Consider the following 4,778-nt stretch of genomic DNA (forward strand, 5'->3'; position numbering starts at 1 on the left):
ATGTATTAGGCACGCCGCCAGCGTTCGTCCTGAGCCAGGATCAAACTCTCCATAAAGGGTTGTTCGACTTGCTCATTTATAACGTTGACTTGCTTCACTCGTTGTTCAGTTTTCAAAGAACAAATTCATTTCTCGTCAGCGCTCTTCCAAGCGGCGACCTTCATAATATATCACAGCTTTGAATTTACTTGCAAGATGTTTTTTTATAAAAATCATCTCGCTTCGTTTCATCACCGTTTACTTATGAGCCCTTTCGAAGGGGCGAGAATTAATTTACCACAGCCTGTACAAAGCGTCAACCCTTTAGAACAACTTTTTTTAAAATCTTATCTTTGGTTGTGATTTACGCGCAGAGCGTAGCGGGAAAGCTCTCTTGGAGGCGCTATCCGGGCAAACATACGAAATACGATGCGGTATCTTCTCGTAATCGCTTGTTTGATCTCCCCATCCAGACGCGAGTCGCCCAGGTCAAGCAGCATTTCATCCAGTTCCTTGCGCAGTACATAGTCAAGTTCCTTGCATTCTTTATCGTTGAACAGAATTCCGAGCATAACCGTTCCTCCTAGGCGATATGGTGGAGCATGCGGGGTCATAACATAGCCTTACTGTTATGCTCAAATAATGGAAAATTTATTACAACGAAAGAATCCAGGGCGTCAGAGTGCTCTCAATAATGGCCGCAATAAGGAGCAGCAACGTGATTCCTGCGCCAAGCAAAGGCAATCTTAACGCAAACTCCTTCCACCCGCGCATAAACTCTTTTTTGCTTTTGCCCGTAACAGTAAACAACAGCCAGCGATACATAAAACCGCCCAGCTTCATTCCGAATGCTGCTGCGAGCACAATGGCCGGAATTTCAATGATCCCATGCGGAAGTATCCCTTTTGCCAGCTCGCCGAGCGTTGAAGCCGCCCCCGTCTCACCCGCCCGCAGAACATATAAATAGCCCAAAACCGCTCCATTCATCACGAGAAAAAAAGCCGGCAGCACAGCAAACAACACGCCAAGCCCCAGAACAAGCAGTGCTTTTAACACATTGTTGACCAAAATAATCAGGAAAAGCTGCAGCTTAGGATTAGAGCTTTGTCCTATTGTTGAAGCAAGCTTACGAACGGATTCGAGCTGGCCATCCAGCGCCGCATGCAGGTTTTCATTGAATATGCCGAGTCCGATCCCTGCCGCAAAAAGAAGAAATGAGACGAAGACATACTTCCGGGCTTCTTTTACTGCCTGAAAAAATTGTTTTGAATATGAGCTCATCTGTCACTCTCCCTCCCTCTAAATCATAGCAATCGGATGAATATCCGTCCAAGTCCGTCATAGATTGTACAAGAAGAGCGACAAGCTATGCCCCAGCTTTTTTAAGAGAGGAGACAAGGAGCATCATGAATTTCTTTTATGTTTTTAACGGACGGAAAATAAGGCGGTACTTTTTTTTAGCCGCAGCAGTTGTGTTCGCCGCAGGAGTCATTTACACGGAGAAGGATCATATTACGGTGTTTGCCAATGATCAACCCGCCGCGATTTATAATGTGCCTACGGATAAAAAGGTCATCGCGCTCACGTTCGACATTAGCTGGGGCGACAAACGGGCCGAGCCGATCATGCAGATTTTGAAGGAGAAGGGCATTAAAAATACGACCTTTTTCCTGTCCGCACCATGGGCGCAGACGCATCCCCAGCTGGTGAAGGCCATTATGGACAACGGCTGGGAAATCGGCAGCCACGGCAACAAGCATGATAATTACAGCAAGCTGAGCGAGGAAGAAATTCAGACGCAGCTGCGGACCTCGCATGATATTTTGACCCAAACAACAGGAAAAGCACCTCAGCTTATCCGTCTTCCTAATGGAGACTTTGATAAACGGGTGCTTCAAATGTCGGAAAGCATGGGTTACAAGGTCATTCAATGGGACACCGACTCGCAGGACTGGATGAATATCGGAACGAAAAATATCGTGGACCGCGTCATGAAAAGAGCGCATCCCGGAGATATTGTGCTGCTGCACGCAAGCGACTCCGTCAAACAAACTCATCAAGCCCTCCCTGCTATCATCGATCAGCTGAAGGCGCAAGGATATGAATTCGTCAGCGTTACCCAATTGCTGAGCCAGACCGAGGCCAAGGGCAAGGAAGTCCGGGACAACGGCGTTTCGACAGAGCCGCAGCCCGTAAGCTTTGACATGTAGTTGTTACGCTGAATAAGCTTAAGCCGTTTTCGCGCTTGACGCGGACTCGGCTTTTTTGTCTAGACTGGCCGTTATACGATGAAGCATCAAAATTTGATAAGCATTACAAACGATTAGCGGGAGAATCATAAACCAGACGGCGCTTGAGCTAATCTCCCCGCCTTCTCCCTGAAAGCTTGGCCATGCCTCAATCGAAGTGACTACGACCATCAGAAAAATCGTCGGAATAAACGCGCGGTTATTGGTCATCCGGGATTTGATGTAGCCAATCGCCCAAGCGGTGAAGGCCAGAAACAGCGGAAGAAGCCAGAACAGAACCGGTCCCGTCTGCTCGCGAGAGCCGTACAATATGTAGCCAAGGAAGCCGAGCGCAAAAATGGTTGTATACGCCTGCAGGGCATTCCAGAGATACGCTTTGCGAAATACGCTCATCGCTATATAGTTAAGCGTCAAATAAGCGAAAAATCCCATTTGGCTAAAGGCTCCGACCAAAAGTCCGACAAGCGCCATGTTAAAGGCGTTAAAACCTGCGCCGGACCAGCCATAGGCGCGAAGCGTCTGGTCCATCCATTGCATGCCAAATCCGGTCAGAAGGGTTACTCCTGCCCCGATTGCCATTGTTGTCCAGAATAGAAAAAACCACTTGCGTATCGTCATTTGCGCTGCATCCTCCCAAGCATGTTCCATCTTCCCTTTATCTTACCATGAACGGAACAAAAAGCTAAGACTTGGCCTGATATTAGCCCCCCGATTCGAGCATACTGTACCTATCCCGGGCCGGAGTCTTCACCAACTATCCGGCATACGAAGGAAAGGAGCTCCAAGCAATGAAGCTTAAACAGGCCTTGTACAGCTTATCCCTGACCGCTCTGACCGCAATCCTTCTGACCGGATGCGGAGCCGAGCCACAGGGCGGGGGCGGTCAAACGAGTTATAAAGACATGAAATCCATGGTTATAGATATTCTCAAAACCGAAGACGCTCAAAAAGCGCTTCAGGAAAGTCAAATGGGCGCTGCCGGCGGAGACGGAAACGGGTTAAAGGCGTTATCCGTTCAAGATGCCGAAAGCATCCGTATGACGGTACGCGAAACAATTACGTCTCCCGAGTATGACAATGTAATCAAGTCGCTCATGACCGACACCCGCTTCGCAGGTGAGTTCGCCAAAGCGGTCAATAAGCAGAACAAAGAAATTCACAAAGAGCTGATGAAGGACCCTGCCTATCAGAAAGAGCTTGTCACTGCGATGAAAACGCCGGAAATGGACAAAATGATCCTTGAAGTTCTCATGAGCAGCCAATACCGCAAACAGGTTATGACGATTATGCAGGATTCGATGTCCAACCCGCTCTTCCGCGTTGAAATTCTGGATCTGCTGAAAAAGGCCGTTCAAGAAGAGCTTCGCGTTAAACCGGAGGAAAAGGTATCGACCAAATCCGGCGGCAAAGAGGAAGGAAAAAGCGGAGGAGAAGAAAGCAGCGGCGACGAGACGAGCGAGGAAGGCGGCAGTGAAGAGAACAGCGAGGATTCCGCGACTTAAGAACGGTCGAAGTCAGCAGACGCAGTAATTTAAGAACGGTCGAAGTGTGAGCAAGATGGAAAAGTTTAGAGATTAATAAAAGCAGTCCTGCGGAAGCTGTGAGCTTCTGCGGACTGCTTTTTACTTAGGTTAAGTTGGGCGCTGAAAAGTCCGCAAATTCGGATTGCTCAGCGCTTCCGGCTTACCATGTTCTCGCAATAACACGGTCCGCCAGCTCCAGGTAGAGCTGACCGGTTTCGGATTCGGCTTTGTATACCGATGGCGAAAAATCAGGCTCGGACACATGGTTGTCGGGCGCGCCGAGCGGAATTTGCGCCAGCAGATCGGTATGCAAATTCTCGGCGAGCCGGGCTCCGCCGCCTTTGCCGAACACATACTCCTTCTCGCCTGTGGACGGGCTTAAATAGTACGCCATGTTCTCCACGACGCCGAGAATCTCATGCTCCGTATGCAGCGCCATAGCGCCTGCACGCGCTGCGACAAAAGCGGCGGTGGCATGCGGTGTCGTTACGATGATTTCTTTGCTCTGCGGCAAAATCTGATGCACGTCAAGCGCGATGTCGCCTGTTCCTGGCGGAAGGTCGAGCAGGAGGTAGTCCAGCTCTCCCCACTCCACTTCTTGAAAGAAGTTGCGCAGCATCCGCCCCAGCATCGGGCCGCGCCAGACGATCGGGCTGTTGTCCTCGACAAAAAAGCCCATCGAAATGACTTTGACGCCAAAGCGCTGGATTGGCTCAATGCGGCCGTCAACAACTTGCGGCCGCTCCTCGATGCCCATCATATCGGGCACGCTGAAGCCGTAAATGTCGGCATCGATGAGGCCGACGCGTTTGCCCCTGCGGGCTAGCGCCACCGCGAGATTGACGGTGACGGTGGATTTGCCGACGCCGCCTTTGCCGCTGGCGATGGCGATGAATTCCGTGCCGCTCTGCTCGGAGAGCAGCGGCACGCCCTCCAGGCCCGCCCCGTGGCCTTGCACAGGGGCGGCGCCTGGGGCGCCCGAAGCGTCGGCAGGCTGGGCCGCCGCTTCGGGCGTTGCGCCTGCGGC

The 4,778-nt window shown here is 51.0% G+C and carries 6 protein-coding genes; 2 read left to right on the forward strand and 4 right to left on the reverse strand.

Annotation, left to right across the window (positions count from 1 at the left end):
- Positions 1–326 precede the first annotated feature (326 nt).
- Complete coding sequence (locus M3223_RS23740; RefSeq protein ID WP_251566250.1) at positions 327–551, reverse strand: hypothetical protein; 225 nt, start codon at positions 549–551, stop codon at positions 327–329.
- Positions 552–633: 82 nt separating this feature from the next.
- The gene (locus M3223_RS23745; protein WP_251566251.1) at positions 634–1,260 is read right to left on the reverse strand and encodes a stage II sporulation protein M; all 627 of its coding nucleotides are present in this window, start codon (positions 1,258–1,260) and stop codon (positions 634–636) included.
- 125 nt (positions 1,261–1,385) lie between these two features.
- Between M3223_RS23745 and pdaB the strand changes: the two genes are divergently transcribed.
- Positions 1,386–2,189 (forward strand): polysaccharide deacetylase family sporulation protein PdaB, encoded by an 804-nt coding sequence (pdaB, locus tag M3223_RS23750; RefSeq protein WP_251566253.1) that lies wholly within the window; start codon positions 1,386–1,388, stop codon positions 2,187–2,189.
- Between the two features lie 18 nt (positions 2,190–2,207).
- Here pdaB and M3223_RS23755 read toward each other — a convergent pair whose 3' ends face one another.
- Entirely contained in the window at positions 2,208–2,846 is a 639-nt protein-coding gene (locus tag M3223_RS23755; RefSeq protein WP_251566255.1) for a KinB-signaling pathway activation protein, read from the reverse strand.
- A 170-nt stretch (positions 2,847–3,016) separates the two neighbouring features.
- Between M3223_RS23755 and gerD the strand changes: the two genes are divergently transcribed.
- Positions 3,017–3,730 (forward strand): spore germination lipoprotein GerD, encoded by a 714-nt coding sequence (gene gerD, locus M3223_RS23760; protein ID WP_251566257.1) that lies wholly within the window; start codon positions 3,017–3,019, stop codon positions 3,728–3,730.
- Between the two features lie 181 nt (positions 3,731–3,911).
- Here gerD and M3223_RS23765 read toward each other — a convergent pair.
- The coding region (locus tag M3223_RS23765) for an Mrp/NBP35 family ATP-binding protein (RefSeq protein ID WP_285891429.1) at positions 3,912–4,778 on the reverse strand (867 nt) is incomplete at its 5' end.

The organism is Paenibacillus pasadenensis (genome assembly GCF_023715725.1).
GTDB classification, from domain to species: domain Bacteria; phylum Bacillota; class Bacilli; order Paenibacillales; family Paenibacillaceae; genus Paenibacillus_O; species Paenibacillus_O pasadenensis_A.